A 21,984-nucleotide genomic window follows, 5' to 3' on the forward strand; every position below is an offset into this window, starting at 1 on the left:
CTCCCACGCCCGGCGAGCTGGCCCACGCGCAGCGGCGCGGGGGGCGCTCCGCGCTCGTCGGCCTGGGGCTGGTGGGGCTGGTGGCGCTGACGAGCCCCGTGCTGGGCTACGTGGAGGATGTGCGCAACGCGCGCGAGGAGCTGCTGAGCCGGCTACTCAACCAGGCGCAGGTGCAGTCGGAGGCGCTGGGCGTCCACCTGGGGCTGTTGGAGGCGGAGCTGGCCCGCGTGGCCGGGCACCCCGCGCTGTATCCCGAAAACGGCGTCTCCCCGGCGGAGCTGGCCCTGCTGGAGAGCGCCTTCTCTCATTCGACCCTCTTCTCGGAAGGCGTGGCCCTGCTGACGCCCGCCGGCGAGCGCGTCTGGAGCGACCCTCCGGACATGCCGCTGGGGCGCTCGCCGCTGACGCTGCGACCCTGGTTTCGCAGGATGGTGGAGGGGCGCCAGCCGGAGATCGACCTGCTGGAAGGGGAGGGGGGGCCCATCGTGGTCGCCGTCCCCATGCTCCAAGAGGGCCGCGTCAAGGGCGTGCTGTTGGGAGAGCTCCGCGCCAGCGCGCTGCCCACGCGGCCCACCGCCCAGACGTCGCTGGTGCTGATGGATGACCACGGGCAGCTGTTGATGCCGCTGGGGCTCACGCTGGGCGCCGGGGACACCACGGGGCGGCTGCGCGCGCTGGCGGACATGCCGGGTCCGCTGACGCTGGATGGCAAGCAGATGCTGGGCGCGGGCGCGTGGGTGGGGAAGAGCGACCTGCTGTTCGTCGTCCTGGAGGAGGAGACGGCCACCGCGGGCCTGCGGGCGCGCTTCCTGCGGCAGCTGGCGTTCCACATCGCCCTGCTGAGCAGCACGCTCATCATCTTCATCCTCCTGCTGCGGCACTCCTACCGTTCGCTGCTGGGGGCCGAGGAGCGGCTCAGACGCCAGGAGACCATGGCCGCGCTGGGGACGGCGGCCTCGCTCATCGCACATGAGGTGAAGAACGCCCTCAACGGCATCCAGGCCGCGCTGTCCGTGCTCCGGCACACCCCCGCGGGCAGCGAGCTGCCCGTGGGCGCGCTGCGCTCGCAGGTGGAGCGCCTGAGCCATCTGGCGCGCTCGCTGCTTTCCTTCGGGGCGCCTCGTGCCGCGCTGCGCCGCAGCTGCGAGGTGCACCTGCTGGTGCAGGACGCGCTCCAGGGCGTGAAGCTGCTTCCGGAGTCAGAGGCCGTGGCGCTGACGACGTCCCTGGAGGAGTCCCTGTGGGTCCAGGGGGATGCCGCGCTGCTGGTGTCCGCCATCGACAACCTGCTCCGCAACGCGGTGGAGGCGGGCGCGGTGGCGAAGGACACGGGGATGCAGCTGGCACCCTGGGTGAGCGTGCGTCTGACGCGGGACGACCATGACGCCGTGCTCGTGGTGGAGGACAATGCGGGCGGCGTGGACCCGCGGCTCGAGCCCAGGTTGTGGGAGCCTTTCGCCACCGGGCGGGCCAAGGGCGTGGGGCTGGGGCTGCCCATGGCGCGGGCCTCCGTCGAAGCCCATGGTGGCAGTCTGAACTATGTCCGGAGTCCGTTGGGGAGCCGCTTCACGCTGCGCCTTCCGTTGGAGGTGGCCAGATGAGCACCTATCTGCTGCTGGTGGATGACGACCGGACCTTCGCCTCGCTGGCGGCCTCCGTGCTGCGCCACGAGGGCTTCCGCGTCACGTTGGCGCATTCGCTCCATGACGCGCGCGCGGCCATGTCCCGCGAGGCGCCGGACCTGGTGGTGTTGGACCGGCGCCTGCCGGATGGGGACGGCATCGACTTCCTGCCGGAGCTGCGCGCCCAGCTCCCGGACACACCCGTGCTGATGGTGACGGCGCACGGCGACATCGCCAGCGCGGTGGAGGCCATCCAGGCGGGCGCGCGCGACTACCTGTCCAAGCCGGTGGAGCTGGATGACCTGGTGCTGCGCGCGCGCCGCGCCGCCGCGGACCTGCAGCTCCAGGAGCGGCTGCGTCAGGCGGAGAGCGAGCTGGGCGGAAGGCGGCGCCTGTCGCGGCCGCACTCGCCGAAGATGCTCGCCGCGCTGCAGATGCTGGAGCGCATCGCCAAGGCGCCGCGCAGCCCGGTGCTGCTGCTGGGCGAGACGGGCGTGGGCAAGGAGGTCATCGCGCGCCACCTGCACGCGCTGCAGGGCGGGCAGGGCTCGTTCGTCCACGTCAACTGCGCCGCGCTGCCCGCCACCATGGTGGAGAGCGAGCTCTTCGGCCATGAGCGCGGCGCCTTCACCGACGCGCGCACCGCCCGCCGCGGCCTGGTGGAGGTGGCCGCGGGCGGCGTGCTCTTCCTGGACGAGGTGGGCGAGCTGCCCCTGCAGCTCCAGGCAAAGCTGCTCACCTTCCTGGACAAGGGCGCCTTCCGCCGCCTGGGCGGAACCGCCGAGCTGAGCAGCAGCGCGCGCGTGGTGACGGCCACCAACCGCGACCTGACGAAGGAGGTCGCCGAGGGCCGCTTCCGCGAGGACCTCTACTTCCGCCTGAGCGTGTTCCGGGTGGACATTCCGCCGCTGCGCGAGCGCCGCGAGGACCTGCTGCCCCTGGCGCAGTCCCTGGTGGCGGAGCTGTGCGCCGAGCTGGGGCGCCGGCCCGTGGGGTTCTCCAGCGCGGCTCAGGCCCGGCTGGAGCGCTACCCGTTCCCCGGCAACGTCCGTGAGCTGCGCAACGTGCTTGAGCGGGCCCTGGTGCTGGAGGCTGGACCCGAGCTGGAGCTCGCTTCCCTGGAGCCGCAAGGCGCCAGCGGCCCGCCCGCCGTGGACCCCGACGCCTTCGTCGTCCCCGGCGCTCCGCGGTCCTTGCAGGACGTGGAGCGGTTGTACGTCCGGCACGTCCTCGCCCGCCTGGAGGGGCGCCGCATGGAGGCCGCCCGGGTGCTGGGGCTCTCCTATCCCACCTTCCTCCGCCGGCTCGAGGAGGAGTAGGCGCGGGGCACTTCAAGATTCTTGAGGCCCGTGACCTCAAGGAATTTTAAGTCCGGGTCCGGGACTTAAAATCGCTTTCATATTCCCAGCCGCAATCGAATTGCACTCCCTCTGAGCCCGGTGGAAGAGGGACGGCACGCTCTTTGCGGAGGGCCTCCACGTGATTCTGCGCGCGCGGCAGTCGCGGCGACTTGTGTGGAGGTGTGATGTCGACTTCGAAGAGTCCTGAGAGCGCTGCTTCCCCCTGGAAGACGCTAGGCGCGGACCTGCCTGCCTCCCTGGTGGTGTTCCTGGTGGCGTTGCCGTTGTGCATGGGTATCGCGCTGGCTTCGGGCGCGCCCATCGTCAGCGGGCTCATCGCGGGTGTGATTGGCGGCATCGTGGTGGGGCTGTTCGGCGGCGTGCCCCTCCAGGTGAGCGGTCCCGCGGCCGGCCTCGCGGTGATGGTGTTCGGCTTCATCCAGCAGATGGGGCTGGCAATGACGTGCGCGGCGGTGGCCGTCGCGGGCGTGCTTCAGATGATTCTCGGTGGGCTGAAGGTGGCGCGCGGCGCGCTGGCCATCTCCCCCGCCGTCATCCACGGGATGATGGCCGGTATCGGCATCCTCATCGTCCTGGGGCAGGTCCACATCGTGATGGGTGGCGCGCCCCAGTCGAGCGCGTGGCAGAACGTGAAGGAGCTGCCGGGGCAGATCGCGGACCTGCATGGCGCCGCGACGCTGCTGGGCCTGCTGACCCTCGGCCTGATGGTTGCGTGGCAGTTCGTTCCCGGGAAGCTGAAGAAGGTCCCCGGCCCGCTCGTGGCCGTGGTGGGCGCCACCGCGGCGGCGACCTTCCTCAGCGCGGACGTGGCGCGGGTGGAGCTGCCGGAGAACATCCTCTCCAGCATCCAGCTGCCCACCTTCCCCAAGGGTGACTGGGTGGCCTTCGGCACGGCGGTGCTGTCGCTGGCGCTGGTCGCGAGCGCGGAGTCGCTCTTGAGCGCGGTGGCCACGGACAAGATGCACACGGGCCCCCGTGCGAACCTGGACAAGGAGCTCTTCGGGCAGGGCCTGGCGAACACGCTTTCGGGGCTGGCGGGCGGCCTGCCCATCACCGGCGTCATCGTCCGCAGCGCCACCAACATCACCGCCGGCGCGAAGACGCGGCTGTCGGGCACGCTGCACGGCGTGTGGCTGCTCCTGTTCATCACGCTGCTCGGCTCGGTGGCGGGGCTCGTTCCCCTCACGGTGCTGGCGGGTCTGCTCGTCTTCGTCGGCGCGAAGCTGGTGAACGTGCACCACATCCGTGAGCTCCATAAGCGCGGCGAGCTGGCCGTGTACCTGGTGACGGTGGCCGGCGTGGTGGGCGTCAACCTGCTGGCCGGTATCGGCATGGGCCTGGCGTTCGCGGTGCTGCGCCTGCTGTGGCACCTGGGCAGCGTCAAGGTGGACGTGCACCCGCAGGCGGACGCGTCCTATCTGGTGCGAATCTCGGGCGCGCTGACGTTCGTCGGTGTCCCCAGGCTGTCCGTCGCGCTGGCGCAGGTTCCTTCGGGCTCCAAGGTAGAGCTGGACCTGGCCGTGCAGACGCTGGACCACTCCGGGCACGAAGCCCTGGAGAGCTGGTGCGACACGCATCGCAAGACGGGGGGCACGGTGTTCACCGAGTCGCTCGAGGATGTCTGGAGCCGCAAGGGCACGGTGAAGTCGAGCAGCCCCGCGGTCGTCGAAGGTCCCAATCACAACTCGCTTGTCTCTGGAGGTGCGCAGTGAGGAAGCTCATCCGCGGTCTGTTGGACTTTCAGCTCAACGCCCGGTCCAAACACCGGGAGAAGTTCGCGCTGCTGGCGCAGGGGCAGAAGCCGGATTGCCTCTTCATCGCCTGCGCGGACAGCCGCGTGGTGCCCAACCTGCTCGTGTCCACGGACCCGGGTGACCTGTTCGTGGTCCGCAACGTCGGCAACATGGTGCCGCCGTCGGACTCCAAGGGGCAGTCCACGGGCGACCAGTCCGAGGCGGCCGCGCTGGAGTTCTCGCTCCGCAACCTGCCGGTGGAGGACATCGTCGTGTGCGGCCACTCGAGCTGCGGCGCGATGAAGGCCGTCCTCGCTGGCGGCGTGGGGCCCGAGAACCCGAACCTCAGCGGCTGGCTCGAGCACGGCAAGGCCGCGCTCCAGCGGATGGAGGCGAACCCGAAGCTGGGTGAGGGCCGGTCGGACTACGACCGCCTGTCCCAGAACAACGTGCTGCTGCAGATGGAGCACATCTCCAGCTATCCGTGGGTGAAGGCGCGGCTGGACGCGGGCACCCTGCGGCTGCACGGCTGGTGGTTCGACATTGGCACGGCGCAGGTCCACGCCTGGCGCCCGGCGCTGGGCCGCTTCGTCCCCATGGACGAACTGGTGGGCGAGGCCCTGCTGCGCGAGCTGGGCACGGACACCCACGACCACGGCGCGCTCGCCAGCGGCAACGGTGCTCAGCGCCCGGCGGTGGCGGCCAGCGCGCAATAGCCCGCAGGAAGCAGGCGACCAGGGGAGCGGCTCGAATGGAGCCATTCTCCTGGTGGCCAAAGGCCGGTGAGGGGGAGAGGATGGGGCGCGGCTTCAATGACTCCCTTCCTCTTCATGATTGTCGTCCTGGGGTTCTCCGTGGGCGCGGGACTGCTGGGCTCGCTGCTGGGTATTGGCGGCGGGCTCATCCTGATTCCCGTGCTCACGCTGCTCCTGAAAGTGGACATCCAGTACGCGGTGGGGGCGTCCATCGTCTCCGTCATCGCCACGTCCAGCGGCGCGGCGGCGGCCTACGTCCGCGACCGGATGGCCAACACCCGCGTGGCCATGTTCCTGGAGCTGGCGACCACGGCCGGCGCGCTCAGCGGCGCGTTCATGTCCGGGCTGGTGGGTGGGCGCGGCGTGTACCTCGTCTTTGGCTGCGTCATGGCGGGGTCGGCGCTGGTGATGCTGCGGCGGATGCGAGCGCGCGACGAGGCCCCGGTGCCCGCGGACGCGCTGGCGGACCGGCTGGCGCTGCACGGCAGCTACTGGGACGAGTCGCGGGGCCGGGAGGTGCCCTACCGCGTCACGCGGCCGCTGGCGGGCCTGGGGCTGATGTACGTGGCGGGCACGGTGAGCGGCATGCTGGGCATCGGCTCGGGCGCGCTCAAGGTGCCGGCCATGGACCTGACCATGCGGTTGCCGCTGAAGGTGTCCACGGCCACCAGCAACTTCATGATTGGCGTGACGGCGGCGGCCAGCGCGGGCGTCTACTTCGCGCGCGGCAACATCGACCCGTTCATCGCGGGGCCGGTGTGCGTGGGCGTCACGCTGGGCGCCTGGCTGGGCTCACGTCACCTGATGGCCCGGGTGAACAGCACGTGGCTGCGCGCGCTCTTCGTGGGCGTGCTGCTGTGGGTGTCCTTCGAGATGCTGCGCAAGGGGTGGGCGCCATGAGCGAGGCCCCGAAGCCGGAGCCGCGGAGCCCCGAGGCCGCCACCGTGGCGGTGCAGGACGACGGCGAGGACGCCTCGCTGCTCCAGCCGGAGCTGCTCATCAGCGACCTGCTGCGGTACGGCGTGGCCGCCAGCCTGGCGCTGGTGACGCTGGGCACCGTCGTGACGTTCTTCCGCCACCCGGACTACCTCGTCTCATCCGAGGCCTTGCAGCGCCTCACCTCACCGCACCCGGTGCCGCACACGCTGGGGGACGTCGTGACGGGGGCGCTGGCCGCCCGGGGCCAGGCGTTCGTCATGGCGGGGCTGTTGGTGATGATGGCCGTGCCGGTGATGCGGGTGGCCCTGTCGCTGCTCATCTTCCGCCAGCAGAAGGACCGGCTCTACATGGGCATCACCGCCACGGTGCTGGCCATGCTCATCCTGTCCTTCCTGCTGGGCGCGGTGCACTGAGGCGCGTCAGCGCAGGTCGCCGGGCCGCTTCACGGGCTTGCCCTGCGTGGCCCACCACGCGAGCGTGAAGCCGCCGTTCTTCAGGGGATGGAGCGCCAGCGCCGCGCCCTTGCGCAGCTTGTCCGGCAGCTCATGCTCCAGGGCGCGAATGGCCGCGCGCTCCAGCGAGGGGTTGTGGCCCACCAGGGCCCAGCCCGCGCCGCGCTCGCGGCCCAGGTCGACGATGCGCTTGTGCGCGCCGCGCTGGGGCAGCAGGGCGGGGTGGACCTCCACGCCGGACACGCCGAAGGCCTCGGCGAGCAGCTCCGCCGTCTGGACGGCGCGCACCAGCGGACTGGTGATGATGCCGCGCAGGGGCGTGAGGCGTGCCAGCTTGCGTGCGTGGTGGCGGAAGGCGGCGCGGCCTTCCGGGGTGAGGGCGCGCGCCTCATCGCCCAGGACGTGAGAGTCCTCCGCGACGGCGTGGCGGATGAACAGCAGCGGCAGCTCGCGTGAAGACATGGTGAGCGCCGTGAATCACCCCCGGCGGCCTCGCGCAAGCAACGGACTGGCGACAACGTCTACCCTTCAAAATCGTTGAGCGCGTCCGGGGGCAGCGGCGCCGCGCCCGTCACGGTGCCGTCCATGTCCGTGGGCAACGAGGCGGGGTCGACCTCCGGGGCGGGGCGACTGTCCATGGGCGTGGCCGCGGCGCGCGAGGCGGCCCCCGGCGGCGGACGGAGCACCGGGCCCGGCGGCGGCAGCCCGGAGTGCCGCCGCGCGGCCTCCAGCAGCGCGTTGTGGTGGCGGTAGCGCGCCTCCACCAGCTTGTGGACCAGCAGCGGCCCGCCGGGGACGCGGCGCGCGGTGAGGGCCTGGGTGGCCTTGCGCACCGGGTAGCGCACCCGGCGAATCTGCACCCGCCAGCCCTTGGGCGTGAAGGTGAAGACGCCGTAGGCGGGGCGCAAGTCTCCGTCCCGGGGGATGCCCGCGCTGGCCACGTCCGCGATGAGCATGCGGCCCACGCGGCGGCGGTAGGGGAAGTGCAGGTGCCCGAAGGCGCAGGCCGCCGCGTCCAGGTGGCTGAAGAAGCGGCGCACCGCGACGTCATCCAGCGTGGGGTCCAGCGACTCCTCGAGGTTGCGCGGGTTGGCGTGGCAGACGAAGAGGTCCTGGCCCTTGCGCGGCGTGTAGCGCACGGAGAAGGGCAGGGCGCCCAGCTTCTCCAGCAGCGCGCCGCCCAGCTGGTCCCGCGTCCAGCGCAGCAGCTCCGTCTTCCAGTGGTCCTTCTCCCGGTAGGCGCCGCCCAGGTAGTTGCCCGCCAGGTAGCAGTCGGTGTTGCCCATCAGGATGGAGTCACACCGGTCGAAGAGCAGGTCCACCGTCTCCCGGGGATGGGCGCCACGCAGCGCCAGGTCACCGGCCGCGACGATGTAGTCGGGCGCCACAGAGCGCGCGATGTCCTCGAGGACGGCCTCGCAGGCAGGAAGATTGCCGTGGATGTCCGCGAGGATGGCGACCCGCATGGTGCTTCCATCCTACCCTGTCGCCGCGCTCGATGAAGCCGCCAGGGGCAGAAAAATGGTGAAGGTGCTCCCCTCGTTGGGTTGGCTCTCCACCTTGACCTCGCCATCCATGGCCTGCAGCAGGTGCTTGACGATGGACAGCCCCAGGCCGGTACCGCCCATGTCCCGGCTGCGGCCCTTGTCCACCCGGTAGAAGCGCTCGAAGATGCGCGACAGGTGCTTGGGCTCGATGCCCACCCCCGTGTCCTTCACCCGCACCACGCAGCGGCCTTGCTCGTACGCGCCGTAAACCTCCACCCGGCCACCCGCGGGCGTGTACTTCACCGCGTTGTCCAGCAGGTTGAGCAGCACCTGCTCCACGGCCCGGGAGTCTCCCACCGCGAGCAGCCCTTGGGGGACATGGAGTGAGACGACCTGGCCCTTGCTCTCGGCCTTGGGGCGCACGGTGTCGGCGGCGCGGGCGGCGGCGTCGGCCAGGGTGACGTGGGCGAGCTTCAGGCTCACCTCGCGCGCCTCCAGGCGGGACAGCTCCAGCAGGTCCTCGACCAGCTCGGACAGGCGTTCGGACTGGCGGTGGATGATTTCCACCATCTTCGGCGCCATGACGGGGTCATTGAGGGCGCCGCCCTGGAGCGTCTCCGCGTAGCCGCGGACGGCGGTAATCGGCGTGCGCAGCTCGTGCGACACGTTGGCCACGAAGTCCTTGCGCACCTTCTCCAGCCGGCGCAGCTCGGTGACGTCGTGGAAGACGGCGGCGCTGCCCGGCAAATCCTTGGCCAGCGGTGTCACCCGGATGGAGAGCGTGCGCGGGAAGAGGCCGTCCAGCGTGAGCTCCAGGTGGCTGGACGCGCTCTCCCGGCAGGCGCGCATCACGGCGTCGTGCAGCGCCTCGTTCCGGATGAGCGCCAGGGGGCGCTGGCCAGTGAGCGGGTTGCTCGTGGAATCCAGCATGGCCCGGAGGGCGTCGTTGTGGCGCACCACCGTGCCCTCGTCGTCCGTCACCCAGATGCCCTCCGCCATGCCGTCCAGCACGGCGGTGAGGGTGCGCGCGTCTTGGTGGAGCACCGTGTTTCGCGCGGACAGCTGGGCGTGCAGCGAGTCGATGGCGCCCTCGAGGCCGGCCACCTCGTCCAGCCGCTCGGGGACGACGGGGGCCGAGGTGGGGGGGCCGCCCTCGGCGCGGTCCCGGGTGTGGCGGGCCAGCAGGTCGAGCTGCCGCTGCAGTGTTCCGCGGCTCACGCCCAGGGACATGAGGGAGCCGGCGAGCGCGACGAGCGCCGCGGCGACGACCTCCTTCGGCCCGTCGAGGAGGGCGACGAGCGTCGCGACGACGACGGCGGGCAGCAGGAGCGGGAGGAGCGTTGCGCGCAGGGGCATGGGCGGGGCGGCCTTACGCGGGGCTGAGCTTGTAGCCCACGCCGCGCACCGTCTCGATGATGTCTCCGGCGGGGCCCAGCTTCTCGCGCAGCCGCTTGATGTGCGTGTCCACGGTGCGGGTGTGAATCTCCGCCTGGATGCCCCAGACGTCCGACAGCAGCACCTCGCGCGTCTGCACCCGGTCCGAGCGCTCCAGCAGCGTGCGCAGCAGGCGGAACTCCAGCGCGGTGAGGAGGACCTCTTCGCCCTTCACGCGCACCTGGTGGCGGGTGGTGTCCAGGCTGATGTCGCCGGAGGCGAGCACCGCGGCGGGTCCGTCCTCCGCGTCCGCCCGGCGCAGCACGGCCTTGACGCGCAGCAGGAGCTCCCGGACGGAGAAGGGCTTCACCACGTAGTCATCCGCGCCCAGCTCCAGGCCCTGCACCCGGTCGGTCTCCTGGCCCTTCGCGCTGACGATGATGACGGACGCCTTGCGCAGCTCGGTGTCCGTCTTGAGCATGCGCAGCACCTCGCTGCCCGCCACGTCCGGCAGCATCAAGTCCAGCAGCACCAGGTCCGGCGGCTGCGCGCGCGCCTTGGCGAGCCCGCCCGCGCCGGTGCTGGCCGTCTCCGTTTCGAAGCCCGCGGCCCGCAGGTTGTAGTCGACGAGGCCCGCCAGGTCCTGCTCGTCCTCGATAATCAGGATGCGCGACATGAAGTCCTCTTGAGTCCGGCCGCGCTCATGGCGCGATGGACGGATTGCAATCTCCACCGGTCAGCGTCAGGGGCGCGGCAATCACCGGGGCGTTGTCGCCCGCGTTGACCTCCCGGAGGTAGTTGCAGGAGCTCCCCAGGAAGCCGGGCGGGGTCCCCGTGGTGATGGCCTCGATGACGAGCGCGTAATCTCGGCCCACCGGCACGTCCACCGCCAGCTCCAGGCTTCCACCCGACTGGAGGGTCGCCAGGTCCACCGGGAAGCGGAGGACCCGGCCCTCGCGGCCCTGGGCGTCCTTCAGCGCCACCAGGTCGTCACGCCGCACCTGGGTGCCCAGGCACGTGCGCTGAAGCTCGGTGCAGCTGCGGCTGGAGCCCCGCGTCACCACGGCCACCTGCAGGGCCTGGACGTCGTTGGCCACCGCGCGCTCCATCGTCAGGGCGAGCGGAAAGCGGCCGGCGGGCTCGGCGTCGGGGCCACACGCGGCAAGGCCGATCAGCAACAGCGCGGACAGGAGGCGCAGGCTCATGGGACGGGGGGCTCCACGCGGATGGTGATGGGGACGCGGCCTCGCTCCTCGGAGGAGGTCAACGCCACGATGCCGGCGGTGGCGCCAATGGCCACCGCGCCCACGCCCACCCAGAGCCAGGGGCTCTTGTACCAGGGGCGGGAGGTCGCGGCGTCGGCGGCGCTGGCGCGCACGGCCTGGGGCGCCACCTGGAAGATGAGCGGCTGGAAGGAGTCCCCCCGGCCCGCGAGCCGGCGCTGCGCCGCGTCCGCGACCTCGAAGTAGTACTCCATCTCGTAGGCCTCGGCCTCGGTGGGCACCTCGTAGGCCGGCAGCACCGCGCGGTAGCGCTCGCGGGGGCGGCCGTCGGGGCCTCGCTCACGCGCGAAGTCCACCGAGCTGTAGGCCTCGTCACCCACGCGCCGGTAGAAGAGGCGCGCGCGGGCGCCCAGCGCCAGGTCCTGGATGGCGGCCTCCACGACGACGGGCTCGCCACCCGGCGGATCAGGAATGGGGTCCACGTCCAGGGTGACGGGGCGGACGCGCCGGCTCTTGATGTCCTCGCGGATGCGGGCGTAGAGCGCGCGCACCTTGGGCGGGGAGCTGCGGGGGAGCTCATAGTCCGGCCGGGCCTGGAGCAGCTTCTCGTAGGCGTCGCGTGCCTGGGGCTCGTCCCCCAGGTAGAGGCCCGTCAGGCCCAGCAGGCGGTACATCTCCACCAGTTGATCATCCGTCAGGTCCGGCGCGTCCAGGCCTTCCAGGAGGGTGCGCCGCGCCGCTTCGAAGTCACCCTGGTCGAACTGCTCACGGGCCTCGGTGATGGCCGGACTGGCCGGGCCGAGCTGCGAGAGAACAGGCGCAGGAAAGAGGGGCCGGCTCCAGCCCGGTCGGGCACCCAGGCCCAGCACCAGGAGGAGGGCCCACCCGCGCAACCGCCAGCCGTGTCCGTGCATCGATTCGAACCTATCAAAACGTTATTGAGAGAATCCACGAAGGCCGGCCCATCGGGGGTGACGGCGCGGTGACATCTTCGTGGCGGTGTTGCACGAGGGCGTGTTGACGCTGGAGGGGCCGCCCTCTATGTTGCGCGCCCCTTTTTGCCTGGAAGCAGCGTAAATGCTCGTAAAGGTTGATCAAATCAAGGACGCAGGGCTGAAGCTCGAGGAGCCCGTCAATCTCGAGCTGCTCGGTGAGACGCTGGGAGGCGCGGCCTCCGGCGAGGATACCGGATTCCGGGCCACGGCCCCGGCGACATTGAAGGCGTCGCTGCGCAAGCTGGGCGGCGGCGTGCTGCTGGAGGGGCGCTTCACGGTGGACGTCACCAGCCCCTGCAAGCGCTGCCTCACCGACGTGGCCACGAAGGTCCCCGTGGAATTCACGCTCAACCTGGTGCCTGAGTCGCTGGCCCGGGGCGACGACTTCAAGGATGACGACGAGAAGGCCATGGAGAAGAAGGAGCGCAGCCAGGGAGAGTCTGGCGGCTCCTTCGGGCTGGACGACGCGGATCAGGAGCTGTTCGACGGGAAGGTCATCAACCTGGACCCCATCGTTCGCGAGCAGCTCCTGCTGGCCCTGCCGATGAGCGCCGTGTGCCGGGACGACTGCAAGGGCCTGTGCTCGCAGTGCGGCGCGAACCGCAACGACGTCGCCTGCGCCTGTGACACCCGGCCCGTGGACCCGCGGCTGGCGCCGCTGAAGAACATCAAGCTCAGCAACTGAAGTGCGCCTGGAGCGCGGGGCCGCCTCGTGAGGGGGGCCCCGGAAACGACAAGGGCCGCGGCCTCCACGGGATGGAGGCGCGGCCCGTCGTGTTTCACAGCACCCGGGGAGGGCGCTGTCTTCGGCAGTGCGTCAGGCCTCGGCCTGAGCCACGACTTCACGGCCCTTGTACTGGCCACAGGACGTGCAGGCGCGGTGAGGCATCACCGGCTCCTTGCAGTTCGGGCACTTGGTCACCTGCACGGCGCTCCGCAGGTTGTTGTTGGCCGCACGACGGCGGTCACGACGCATCTTCGAAGTACGCTTCTTGGGGACACCCACGGCTCACCTCTATATTCGACTCCGACCCGGAGCGTTCGCGCCGGTCCGGACCGGTTGAGTCCAAAGTCTTTCGCGCTGTGCCGGGGTCCCCGGCTCCGTGCGCAACACTCTCTCTGCTCGAAGCCGGCCTGGGGCGGTCGCACGAAGGCTCCCGTACTCCATGTCCGGCTTCGGAAGGCGGCGGACCCTAGCGGCTCGAAGCCCCCGAGTCAATGCGGCAACGCGGGAGGGCCCGATATCTCCCGGGCACCGTCTATCCCGGACGGTGCCCGGTGACAACGCCCATGGCACAGGCGCCATTCTTCTGGCCACGCCCCAGGGCGTGTCAGCCAGTCGTTGCCCCCCTGGAGGGTTCCTGCTGTGCTGCGCGCCGCCCGCCCCCCGGCGGGTGGGATACCGACACCAACAGCCGCCGGGACGCCTGGCGGGCAAGGAGAGGGTGGGGATGAGGCTGGTGCTGGATGCCATGGGCGGCGATCACGCGCCCGCCGCCCCCGTGGAGGGTGGGGTGCTCTTCGCGCGGGCCCACCCCGGCCATGAGGTGCTCCTGGTGGGCGACGAGGCGAAGGTGGCGCCCCTGCTGGGCAAGCTGAGGCCTCCGGCCAACCTCCAGGTCCACCACGCCTCGGAGGTCGTGGAGATGGACGAGCACGCCTCGGCCGCCTTCCGCCGCAAGCGGGACTCCTCCCTCCGGGTGGGCTTCGAGCTGGTGCGGGACGGCCGGGCGGAGGCGCTCGTCTCGGCGGGCAACTCCGGCGCCGTCATGGCCGGGGGGCTGCTCTCGCTGGGGCGGCTGCCGGGCGTGGAGCGTCCGGCCATCGCCGCGCTCTTCCCCGCGCTCAAGGGCGGCGGTCGCTGCCTGTTGCTGGACGCGGGCGCCAACGTGGACTGCCGCCCGTCGCACCTGGCCCAGTTCGCCGTCATGGGAGAGGCCTACGTGCGCGCGCGCATGGGCGTGGCCCGGCCCCGGGTGGCCGTGCTCTCCAATGGAGAGGAGTCCTCCAAGGGGACGCCGCTCACCCGGGAGGCCAGCGAGCTGCTGCGGCGCTCGGATCTGGACTTCGTGGGTTACGTGGAGGGCAAGGACCTCTTCTCCGGCGAGGTGCAGGTGGTGGTGACGGACGGCTTCACCGGAAACGTCGTCCTGAAGACATCCGAGGGCGTGGGCATGGGCGTCATTGGCCTGCTGCGGCAGGCCATCGAGCGGCGCGGAGGGCTGGCGGAGAAGGTGGGGGCGATGCTGCTCCAGCCCGCGCTGGCCGGGCTGCGCCGGGTGGTGGACTACGCCGAATACGGCGGGGCGCCCCTGCTGGGCATCCAGGGGGTGGGCATCGTCGCGCATGGGCGCTCCACGCCCCGGGCCCTCTTCAACGCGCTGGGCGCGGCGCTGGCCATGGCGGAGGGCGGCGTGCAGGCGGAGTTGACGCGTTGCATCGAACGCGCGGGGGCGTGGCTTCCGACCCACCCGAAGGGAAAAAGGGCGACAGACGCGGGCGTTTCCGATTAGAGGCTGCGGCCCCGGCCGCTGAAGAGGAGGCAGAGTCCGCATGTCGAAGGTCGCGTTCGTGTTCCCCGGGCAGGGCAGCCAGGCCGTGGGGATGGGCAAGGACCTGTATGAAAAGTTCCCCGAGGCCCGGGCCGTGTTCGACGCGGTCGACGCCGCCCTGGGGGAGAAGCTCTCCACCCTCTGCTTCGAGGGCCCGGACGAGGCCTTGAAGCTCACGGCCAACACCCAGCCGGCCATCCTCACGGTGTCGCTGGCGGCGCACGCGGTGTTCGCGAAGCGGGGGCCGGCGCCGTCCTTCGTGGCGGGGCACTCGCTGGGCGAGTACTCGGCGCTGGTGGCCGCGGGCTCCATGGACCTGGGCGACGCGGCCCGGGCGGTGCGCGCGCGGGGCACCTTCATGCAGGAGGCGGTGCCCGCGGGCGTGGGCGCCATGGCCGCGGTGCTGGGCCTGGTGCCGGAGAAGGTGAAGGCGGCCTGCGACGCGGCGGCCGAGGGGCAGGTGGTGTCGCCGGCGAACTACAACTCGCCCGAGCAGACGGTCATCGCCGGTGACGCCGCGGCGGTGGAGCGCGCCGGGGTGAAGTGCAAGGAGGCCGGCGCCAGGCGAGTGATGGCCCTGCCGGTGTCCGCCCCCTTCCACTGCGCGCTGATGTCGCCGGTGCAGCCCCGGCTGGCGGAGGTGCTGGGCCGCATCCCGGTGTCCGCGCCGTCCGTGCCGGTGGTGACCAACGTGGAGGCCCGGCCCAACGCGGACGCGTCGCGGGTGGTGCCGCTGCTCCTGGAGCAGGTGAGCTCGCCGGTGCGCTGGATTGAGTGCGTGGAGGCGCTGAAGGCCGAAGGCGTCACCCGCATCATCGAGCTGGGGCCGGGCAAGGTGCTGGTGGGGCTGGTCAAGCGCATCACCAAGGACATCGAGCTGTTCAACGTCGAGGACTCCGCGAGCCTGGACAAGGCGCTCGCGGCACTGGGGGTGGCACCATGAGCGGCTTCAAGGACAAGGTCGTGCTCGTGACGGGTGGCTCGCGCGGCATCGGCCGGGCGTGCGCGGTGGCCTTCGCCAAGGCGGGGGCCTCCACCGTGGTCATCAGCTATGCGGGCAATGAAGCGGCGGCCCAGGAGACGGTGGCCCTGCTCCAGGCGGAGGGCGCCAAGGCGGAGGCCATTCGCTTCGACGTGTCCGACAGCGCCGCCTGCGCCAGCGCCGTGGACGGCATCGTCAAGGGCCACGGCCGGCTGGACGTGCTCGTCAACAACGCGGGCGTCGCGGTGGACGGCTTGGTGATGCGGGTGAAGGACGAGGACTGGGACAAGCAGCTGGACACCAACCTCAAGGGCGCCTTCTCGCTCATCCGCGCCGCCAGCAGGCCCATGATGAAGCAGAAGGGCGGCGCCATCATCAACATCACCTCCGTGGTGGGGGAGATGGGCAACGGCGGTCAGGCGGCCTACTCGGCGTCCAAGGCGGGGCTCATTGGCCTGACGAAGTCCGTGGCCCGCGAGCTGTCCAGCCGGAACATCCGCGTCAACGCCGTGTCCCCCGGCTTCATCGGGACGGACATGACGCATCAGATCAATGACGAGATGCGCCAGAAGATGCTGGAGGGCATCCCCCTGGGGCGGCTGGGCAATCCAGAAGAGGTCGCCGGCGCCGTCGTCTTCCTGGCCGGGGACGCCGCGTCCTACATCACCGGCGAGGTCCTGAAGGTCAACGGCGGCATGTACATGTAACCCACGGTTGGATTGCCGCCGGGCGTGGGATATACCGCGCCCGCTTTCGACATGGTCCGGGAAGCCAGCCGGGCCACATCTGGTTCCTGGAGGGTTCTACACTTATGTCGACGTCAACCATTGAGGCCAAGGTCAAGTCCATCATCGCCGACCAGCTCGGTGTCGGAGAGGATGAGATCAAGCCGGAGTCCTCCTTCATCGAGGACCTGGGCGCGGACAGCCTCGACATCGTGGAGCTCGTCATGGCGATGGAAGAGGAGTTCGAGGTCGAGATTCCCGACGAAGAGGCGGAGAACATCAAGACCGTCGCCGACGCCACCAACTACATCAACACCCACAAGAAGTAGGTAGCACCACGGCGTGCCGGGGTGCGGGGCGACGCCGCGTGATGCGCGGCGTCCCCGGTGTCCCAGGCGCCACCGGAGAGGACCGTGTCACAACGTCGAGTCGTCGTCACCGGAACCGGGCTCGTTTCGGCTCTGGGAACCGGAACCGAGAAGAACTGGCAGGCGTTGATCGCCGGCACGTCGGGTATTGCCCAGGTCACGCGCTTTGACGTTGGGAAGATCGACACGCGCATCGCGGGTGAGGTGAAGGACTTCGAGCCCGAGAAGTTCATCGAGAAGCGCGAAGTGCGCCGGATGGACCTGTATGCGCAGTTCTCGCTCGCCGCCGCGCAGATGGCGGTGGAGGAGTCAGGGCTACCCGTCGGTCCAGACAAGCCGCACGGCTACATCCCCGAGAAGGTCGGCGTCATCGTCGGCTCGGGTATCGGCGGTATCTCTTCGCTGGAAGAGCAGCACCGCAAGGGGTTGGAGAAGGGGTTCGACCGGTTGTCGCCCTTCTTCATCATCCAGATGATCATCAACATGGCGCCGGGCCTCATCTCCATGCGGTACAACTGCAAGGGGCCGAACTGGGCGCCGGTGTCCGCGTGCGCCACCAGCGCCCACGCCATTGGCGAGGCCTGGAAGTCCATCCGCTTGGGTGAGACGGACGCGGTCATCGCCGGCGGCGCCGAGGCGGCCATCACCCCGCTGGGGCTGGGTGGCTTCTCGGTGATGAAGGCGCTGTCCACGCGCAATGATGATCCGGCCGGGGCCAGCCGTCCCTTCGACAAGGAGCGTGACGGCTTCGTCATGGGCGAGGGCGCGGGCATCCTGGTGCTCGAGGAGATGGAGGCCGCGAAGAAGCGCGGCGCCAACATCCTGGCGGAGGTGGTGGGGTACGGCGCCAACTCGGACGCGTACCACGTCACCCAACCGGCCCCGGAGGGCGAGGGCGCGGCGCGCTGCATGCGGCTGGCGCTCCAATCCGCGGGGATGAACCCGGAGGACGTGGGCTACATCAACGCCCACGGCACCTCGACGCCGTTCAACGACGCGAATGAGACGAAGGCCATCAAGGCGGTGTTCGGGGACCACGCGCGCAAGGTCGCCGTGTCGTCGACCAAGTCGATGACGGGCCACATGCTCGGCGCGGCGGGGGGCTTCGAGGCCGTGGTCAGCGCGCTGGCGCTGACGCGCAACCTCCTGCCGCCCACCATCAACCAGACGTCGCCCGACCCGGACTGCGACCTGGACTACGTGCCCAACCAGGCGCGTGAGGCCCGGGTGGACGCGGTGATGAGCAACTCGTTTGGCTTCGGCGGCACCAACGCCGTGCTGGTGTTCAAGCGCTTCTAGCCGTCCCAGGAGAACCCCGCGTGAAAGTCATCCTCGCTTCAGACCACGCGGGCCTGGAGCTCCGGCAGGAGCTGGTGTCGGCGCTCACCGCGCGGGGCGTGGCCCACGAAGACGTGGGTCCCGTCACGCGGGACTCGGTGGACTATCCGGACTTCGCCGCGCGGGTGTCCCGCGCCGTGGCGTCCGGGCAGGCCACCCTGGGCGTGCTGGTGTGTGGCACCGGTATTGGCATGAGCATCGTCGCCAACAAGCACCAGGGCATCCGGGCGGCCCTGTGCACCACGGAGTTCGAGGCCCGTATGGCCCGGGCCCACAATGACGCCAACGTGCTGTGCCTGGGCCAGCGCGTGGTGGGGGCCGGCGTGGGCCGCGCCATCCTGGAGGCGTTCCTCAGCACTGCTTTCGAAGGCGGCCGCCACGAGCGGCGCGTCCAGATGATTCGCGAGGCCGAGTCCCAGGGCTAACGGCCCCGCCGTACCCGTCGTTCGAGGGAATCCGCCATGGAGAACATCCGTACGCTGGCCGAAGTGGACCCGGAGATTGCCCGCGTCCTCCGCGAGGAGACCCAGCGCCAGGAGGAGGGGCTGGAGCTCATCGCTTCGGAGAACTTCGTCTCTCCGGCGGTGATGGAGGCGGTGGGCTCGGTGCTCACCAACAAGTACGCGGAGGGCTACCCCGGCAAGCGCTACTACGGCGGCTGCGAGGTGGTGGACGTCGCGGAGAGTCTGGCCATCGCCCGCGCCCGGGACTTGTTCGGCGCGGACGCGGTCAACGTGCAGGCGCACTCCGGCAGCCAGGCCAACATGGGCGCCTTCATGGCGCTGATGAAGCCGGGCGACACCATGCTGTCGCTGGACCTCAACTCCGGCGGCCACCTCACCCACGGCGCCACGTTCAACTTCTCCGGCAAGCTCTACAAGGTCGTCCACTACGGCCTGACGCGTGACACGGAGACCATCGACTTCGCGCAGGTGGAGTCGCTGGCCAGGGAGCACAAGCCGAAGGTCATCGTCGTGGGCGCCAGCGCGTACCCTCGCACGCTGGACTTCGCGAAGTTCCGTGAGATCGCCGACGCGGTGGGCGCGGCCATGCTGGTGGACATGGCGCACATCGCCGGCCTGGTGGCCGCGGGTGTGCATCCCTCGCCGGTGCCGGTGGCGGACATCGTCACCAGCACCACGCACAAGACGCTGCGTGGCCCGCGCGGCGGCCTGGTGCTGAGCCGCGAGCAATACGCCAAGAGCATCAACAGCCAGATCTTCCCCGGCATCCAGGGCGGCCCGCTGATGCACGTCATCGCTGGCAAGGCGGTGGCCTTCAAGGAGGCGCTGTCGCCGGAGTTCAAGGCGTACCAGCGGCAGACGGTCGCCAACGCGAAGGCGCTGGCGGAGGCGCTCCTGCGCGCCGGCCTGCGGCTGACGTCCGGCGGCACGGACAACCACCTGATGCTGGTGGACCTGCGCCCCAAGAAGCTCACGGGCAAGGTGGCCGAAGAGGTGCTCGGCAAGGCCGGCATCACCGTGAACAAGAACATGATTCCGTTCGACCCGGAGAAGCCGATGACCACGTCCGGCGTCCGGGTGGGCACGCCGGCCATCACCACGCGCGGCATGCGCGAGGCGGAGATGGCGGTGGTGGGGCGGCTCATCGGCGAGGCGCTGGACGCCGCGCAGGACGACGCCGCGCTGGCCCGCATCAAGGGGCAGGTGAAGGAGCTCTCACAGGGATTCCCGCTCTACGCCTCGCGGTTGAAGTAGGCTGGCGGGCCGTCCCCTTCCATGCGCTGCCCCTTCTGTCAGGACGCCGAGAACAAGGTCATCGACTCCCGCGAGTCACACGAGGGCTCCGTCATCCGGCGGCGCCGCGAGTGCCTGGCCTGCAAGCGCCGCTTCACCACGTATGAGCGGGTGGAGGAGCTCTATCCGCTCATCGTGAAGAAGGACGGGCGGCGCGAGGCGTTCGACCGGGAGAAGATCGTCAACGGGCTGAAGAAGGCCTGTGAGAAGCGACCCGTGTCCGCGGACCATCTCGAGGAGACGGTGGTCGCCATCGAGCGGCAGCTGCAGGGCATGGGCGAGAAGGAAGTGCCCTCGTCCGTCATCGGCGAGGAGATCATGCGCCGGCTGCGGCAACTGGACGAGGTGGCCTATGTCCGCTTCGCGTCTGTGTACCGCAGCTTCCGCGACATCGCGGAGTTCATGGACGAGCTGAAGGCCCTGCGCGAGGCGGAGGCGCGCGAGCAGCGCCAGGCGCCGCCCACGGCACCGGTGGACAAGGGCGGTTAGAGGAAGCACATGCGGCTGCTGACACGGGCAAGGTTGGAAGCGACCCGGGCGCCCCGGGCGAAGCGCGCGGCGGACTTCGACCGGGCGGTGGCTGAGTTCTTCATGCGCATCGCGCTGGAGGAAGCCGCCAAGGGCCTGGGCCGTACCAGCCCCAACCCCGTCGTGGGCGCGGTGCTGGTGAAGGGCGGGCGCATCATCGCCCGCGGCTACCACAAGAAGGCGGGCACCGCGCACGCGGAGGTCGTGGCGTTGGAGGCCGCCGGCGCGCGCGCGAAGGGCGCGGACCTCTACACCACGCTGGAGCCGTGCGACCACTACGGGCGCACCCCGCCGTGCAGCATGGCCATCATCGAGGCGGGCGTCCGGCGCGTCATCTGCGCGTCGGCGGACCCCAACCCGAAGGTGAGCGGCAAGGGCGTGGCGCGGATGCGGCGCGCCGGCCTGAAGGTCCTCACGGGCGTGCTCGCGGAGGATGCGGACCGCCTCAACCGGCCCTTCTTCAAGGTGATTCGCACCGGCCTGCCGTGGGTGACGCTCAAGGCGGCGGTGACGCTGGACGGAAAGCTGGCCACCGCCACCGGTGACTCGCGCTGGGTGACGGGGGCGCCGGCGCGCGCCTGGGTCCACCGGCTGCGTGACTCGGTGGACGTCATCCTGGTGGGCGCCAACACCGTCCGGAAGGACGACCCGAAGCTGACCACGCGGCTGCCCGGAGGCGGCGGGAAGGACCCGCTGCGCGTGGTGGTGGACAGCCACCTGCGCCTGTCTCCGGGCCACACCGTCTTCACGCAGCGCAGCGCGGCGCCCACCGTGGTGGCCACGCTGGAGGACCCGGAGGGCCGCAAGGCGCGGCGCTTCCTGGCCCAGGGCGTGGACGTCTGGCAGCTGCGTCAGAAGGCGGGGCAGGTGGACCTCAAGGCCCTGCTGCGGCGGCTGGCGAAGGGGGGCCACAACCACGTCATGGTGGAGGGCGGCGCGGAGCTGTACGGCTCCTTCCTGCGCGGGCACCTGGCGGACTCGCTGTCGCTCTTCCTGGCGCCCAAGCTGATTGGCAGCCCGGGCCTGTCCTGGGCCGGCGACCTGGGCGTGAAGGAGATGGCCCAGGCCCTGGCGGTGAAGGACCTCACCTTCGAACGCCACGGCGACGACATCCTGCTCCAGGCGCTGCTGTAGGACACGAGCGGCCGTGGGCGCGGGCGGGGCGGGTCCGTTATAAGCGGCCCCATGTTTACCGGCCTCATTCAGGACCTCGGCAGGGTGGAGCGTGTCATCCCCGGCGGGATGACCGACCTGTGGATTCACACTTCGCTGGGCGCGGCGGCCTTCGAGCTGGGCGAGTCGATTGCCGTCAACGGCGCCTGCCTCACGGTGGTGGAGCGCACGGGCGACAGCTTCCGCGTGCAGGCCGCGCCGGAGACGCTGCGGCGGACGACGCTCTGCGCCGTGAAGCCGGGAGACCGGGTGAACCTGGAGCGGGCCCTGGCGCTGGGGGACCGGCTGGGCGGGCACCTGGTCTCAGGCCACGTGGACGCCGTCAGTGAGGTGCTGGAGACGTACCCGGAGGGCGGCTCCTGGGTGATGGGGTTCCGGCTGCCGGAGGCGCTGGCGCCGTACTTCATCGAGAAGGGCTCTGTGGCCATTGACGGCATCAGCCTCACCGTCAACACGCTGGAGGCGGACCGGTTCCGGGTGCAGCTCATCCCGGAGACGCAGGAGCGCACCACCTTGAAGGCGCGGGGTGTGGGGGCGAAGGTGAACCTGGAGGCGGACCAGATAGGGAAGTACGTGGCGCGGCTGTTCGCGCTCCAGCGGGGCCCGGGGGCGCCCGGGGG

The 21,984-nt window shown here is 70.7% G+C and carries 24 protein-coding genes; 17 read left to right on the forward strand and 7 right to left on the reverse strand.

The window, feature by feature from the left end; genetic code table 11:
* From HV824_RS27340 to HV824_RS27365, 6 genes are all read left to right on the forward strand, one after another.
* Positions 1–1,601 (forward strand): PAS domain-containing sensor histidine kinase (locus HV824_RS27340; protein ID WP_255208382.1); only part of this gene is annotated, 1,601 nt, incomplete at its 5' end.
* Positions 1,598–2,941: a sigma-54 dependent transcriptional regulator gene (locus HV824_RS27345; protein WP_176410827.1), complete on the forward strand. Its 1,344-nt coding sequence runs from the start codon at positions 1,598–1,600 to the stop codon at positions 2,939–2,941. The genes HV824_RS27340 and HV824_RS27345, both read left to right, overlap by 4 nt.
* A gap of 206 nt (positions 2,942–3,147) precedes the next feature.
* A complete protein-coding gene (locus HV824_RS27350) occupies positions 3,148–4,695 on the forward strand; it encodes a SulP family inorganic anion transporter (RefSeq protein ID WP_176410826.1) in 1,548 nt (515 codons plus the stop codon).
* Positions 4,692–5,432 (forward strand): carbonic anhydrase, encoded by a 741-nt coding sequence (locus HV824_RS27355; protein WP_176410825.1) that lies wholly within the window; start codon positions 4,692–4,694, stop codon positions 5,430–5,432. Before HV824_RS27350 ends, HV824_RS27355 begins: the two co-directional genes overlap by 4 nt.
* 96 nt (positions 5,433–5,528) lie before the next feature.
* Positions 5,529–6,371: a sulfite exporter TauE/SafE family protein gene (locus HV824_RS27360; RefSeq protein WP_176410824.1), complete on the forward strand. Its 843-nt coding sequence runs from the start codon at positions 5,529–5,531 to the stop codon at positions 6,369–6,371.
* Positions 6,368–6,823, forward strand: coding sequence for a DUF1634 domain-containing protein (locus HV824_RS27365; RefSeq protein ID WP_176410823.1), 456 nt, complete (start codon positions 6,368–6,370; stop codon positions 6,821–6,823). Before HV824_RS27360 ends, HV824_RS27365 begins: the two co-directional genes overlap by 4 nt.
* Before the next feature lie 6 nt (positions 6,824–6,829).
* Here HV824_RS27365 and HV824_RS27370 read toward each other — a convergent pair whose 3' ends face one another.
* From HV824_RS27370 to HV824_RS27395, 6 genes are read right to left on the reverse strand one after another with little or no spacing between them, the layout of a single operon-like run.
* Entirely contained in the window at positions 6,830–7,324 is a 495-nt protein-coding gene (locus HV824_RS27370) for a histidine phosphatase family protein (RefSeq protein WP_176410822.1), read from the reverse strand.
* A 59-nt stretch (positions 7,325–7,383) separates the two neighbouring features.
* Positions 7,384–8,328 carry a metallophosphoesterase gene (locus HV824_RS27375; RefSeq protein WP_163782148.1) on the reverse strand — a complete coding sequence of 315 codons (945 nt, stop codon included), beginning with the start codon at positions 8,326–8,328 and terminating at the stop codon, positions 7,384–7,386.
* 12 nt (positions 8,329–8,340) lie between these two features.
* Positions 8,341–9,705, reverse strand: a complete 1,365-nt coding sequence (locus HV824_RS27380) for a cell wall metabolism sensor histidine kinase WalK (protein ID WP_176424602.1) — start codon at positions 9,703–9,705, stop codon at positions 8,341–8,343.
* Positions 9,706–9,718: 13 nt separating this feature from the next.
* The gene (locus HV824_RS27385; protein ID WP_176410820.1) at positions 9,719–10,399 is read right to left on the reverse strand and encodes a response regulator; all 681 of its coding nucleotides are present in this window, start codon (positions 10,397–10,399) and stop codon (positions 9,719–9,721) included.
* A 25-nt stretch (positions 10,400–10,424) separates the two neighbouring features.
* Entirely contained in the window at positions 10,425–10,928 is a 504-nt protein-coding gene (locus HV824_RS27390; protein WP_176410819.1) for a hypothetical protein, read from the reverse strand.
* Positions 10,925–11,860, reverse strand: coding sequence for a hypothetical protein (locus HV824_RS27395; RefSeq protein ID WP_176410818.1), 936 nt, complete (start codon positions 11,858–11,860; stop codon positions 10,925–10,927). The genes HV824_RS27390 and HV824_RS27395 overlap by 4 nt, the downstream gene beginning before the upstream one ends.
* A 163-nt stretch (positions 11,861–12,023) precedes the next feature.
* On the opposite strand from HV824_RS27395, the gene HV824_RS27400 reads away from it, so the two are divergent.
* The gene (locus tag HV824_RS27400; RefSeq protein WP_176410817.1) at positions 12,024–12,626 is read left to right on the forward strand and encodes a DUF177 domain-containing protein; all 603 of its coding nucleotides are present in this window, start codon (positions 12,024–12,026) and stop codon (positions 12,624–12,626) included.
* 132 nt (positions 12,627–12,758) lie between these two features.
* Here the strand turns inward: HV824_RS27400 and rpmF are convergent, their stop codons facing one another.
* On the reverse strand, positions 12,759–12,947 hold the full coding sequence (rpmF, locus tag HV824_RS27405; protein WP_011554760.1) for a 50S ribosomal protein L32: 189 nt from the start codon (positions 12,945–12,947) through the stop codon (positions 12,759–12,761).
* Between the two features lie 445 nt (positions 12,948–13,392).
* Between rpmF and plsX the strand changes: the two genes are divergently transcribed.
* From plsX to HV824_RS27455, 10 genes are all read left to right on the forward strand, one after another.
* Positions 13,393–14,454 (forward strand): phosphate acyltransferase PlsX, encoded by a 1,062-nt coding sequence (gene plsX / locus HV824_RS27410; protein ID WP_176420396.1) that lies wholly within the window; start codon positions 13,393–13,395, stop codon positions 14,452–14,454.
* 40 nt (positions 14,455–14,494) lie between these two features.
* Positions 14,495–15,436: an ACP S-malonyltransferase gene (gene fabD / locus HV824_RS27415; protein WP_176424603.1), complete on the forward strand. Its 942-nt coding sequence runs from the start codon at positions 14,495–14,497 to the stop codon at positions 15,434–15,436.
* Positions 15,433–16,182 carry a 3-oxoacyl-[acyl-carrier-protein] reductase gene (gene fabG / locus HV824_RS27420; protein ID WP_176420400.1) on the forward strand — a complete coding sequence of 250 codons (750 nt, stop codon included), beginning with the start codon at positions 15,433–15,435 and terminating at the stop codon, positions 16,180–16,182. Before fabD ends, fabG begins: the two co-directional genes overlap by 4 nt.
* A gap of 104 nt (positions 16,183–16,286) precedes the next feature.
* Positions 16,287–16,529 (forward strand): acyl carrier protein, encoded by a 243-nt coding sequence (acpP, locus tag HV824_RS27425; protein ID WP_090495523.1) that lies wholly within the window; start codon positions 16,287–16,289, stop codon positions 16,527–16,529.
* An 84-nt stretch (positions 16,530–16,613) separates the two neighbouring features.
* Positions 16,614–17,867 (forward strand): beta-ketoacyl-ACP synthase II, encoded by a 1,254-nt coding sequence (gene fabF, locus HV824_RS27430; protein ID WP_176410815.1) that lies wholly within the window; start codon positions 16,614–16,616, stop codon positions 17,865–17,867.
* A gap of 20 nt (positions 17,868–17,887) precedes the next feature.
* Positions 17,888–18,331: a ribose 5-phosphate isomerase B gene (rpiB, locus tag HV824_RS27435; RefSeq protein ID WP_163782128.1), complete on the forward strand. Its 444-nt coding sequence runs from the start codon at positions 17,888–17,890 to the stop codon at positions 18,329–18,331.
* Between the two features lie 36 nt (positions 18,332–18,367).
* The gene (gene glyA, locus HV824_RS27440) at positions 18,368–19,624 is read left to right on the forward strand and encodes a serine hydroxymethyltransferase (RefSeq protein ID WP_176420402.1); all 1,257 of its coding nucleotides are present in this window, start codon (positions 18,368–18,370) and stop codon (positions 19,622–19,624) included.
* Positions 19,625–19,645: 21 nt separating this feature from the next.
* Complete coding sequence (gene nrdR, locus HV824_RS27445; RefSeq protein WP_176424604.1) at positions 19,646–20,152, forward strand: transcriptional regulator NrdR; 507 nt, start codon at positions 19,646–19,648, stop codon at positions 20,150–20,152.
* A gap of 9 nt (positions 20,153–20,161) precedes the next feature.
* Positions 20,162–21,325 carry a bifunctional diaminohydroxyphosphoribosylaminopyrimidine deaminase/5-amino-6-(5-phosphoribosylamino)uracil reductase RibD gene (ribD, locus tag HV824_RS27450; RefSeq protein ID WP_176424605.1) on the forward strand — a complete coding sequence of 388 codons (1,164 nt, stop codon included), beginning with the start codon at positions 20,162–20,164 and terminating at the stop codon, positions 21,323–21,325.
* Between the two features lie 51 nt (positions 21,326–21,376).
* The coding region (locus tag HV824_RS27455; RefSeq protein ID WP_176424606.1) for a riboflavin synthase at positions 21,377–21,984 on the forward strand (608 nt) is incomplete at its 3' end.

This window comes from Myxococcus sp. AM009, assembly GCF_013372605.1.
Classification (GTDB): domain Bacteria; phylum Myxococcota; class Myxococcia; order Myxococcales; family Myxococcaceae; genus Myxococcus; species Myxococcus vastator.